At 60.3% G+C, this 741-nt stretch carries 1 protein-coding gene; it reads right to left on the bottom strand.

Annotated elements, in window-relative coordinates; genetic code table 11:
* The coding region (locus J6525_RS46550) for a transposase (protein WP_225649628.1) at positions 1-741 on the bottom strand (741 nt) is incomplete at both ends.

Raw genomic sequence — 741 nt, 5'->3', positions numbered from 1 at the left:
GGCCGAGCCATAGCCGCTGTCGCCGAGCAGCCGGGTGGGGTAAAGGTCGAACCGTTCGAGCGAGCGCTCAATCATGCGCTTGGCAGCCAACACCTCCGCCTGCCGGATCGCCGTTGTCGCTTCGACATCGACGATTATCGCGTTCTTGACGTCGACCAGGTAGTTTGTCGAGTAGGCAAAAAAGGCTTGGCCGCCGTGCGCGCCCGTCCAGCGCGCCGCCGGATCGGCAGGCGACACGAACTTCGGGGTGACCTCGGTAGCTGCTCCGAAAGCGGCATCGTCGAGGACGGCCAAGTACCCGTTTATCGCTCGACCGGTCTCCTCCGGTGGGAGTCCCTTGTCGCCTTCAATTCCCTTTTGCCGATTGGCGTCGGCCTTGATCAGGCTCGCATCCACAGCAAATCCTTCACCGCCAACCAGCCGCTCCTCGATACAACGGCGCAAGACGTTCTCGAACACACGACGGAAGAGATCGCTTTCTCGGAAGCGACCATGTCTATTCTTGGAGAATGTCGAGTGGTCCGGCACTGCACCTTCTAAGCCGAGCCGGCAGAACCACCGGTAGGCCAAATTGAGGTGAACCTCATCGCACAGACGCCGCTCCGACCGGATGCCGAAGCAATAGCCGATCAGGAGCATCCGTATCATCAGCTCGGGATCGATCGAAGGCCGGCCGATCGTGCTGTAGAAGGGCGCCAGGTCCTGCCTAATCTGTTCAAGATCGACGAATCTATCGATCGA

It is taken from the genome of Bradyrhizobium australafricanum, from assembly GCF_020329495.1.
GTDB lineage: Bacteria > Pseudomonadota > Alphaproteobacteria > Rhizobiales > Xanthobacteraceae > Bradyrhizobium > Bradyrhizobium australafricanum.
Note: the sequence above shows the minus strand (reverse complement) of the source record. Positions and strands in the feature narration are given on the sequence as shown.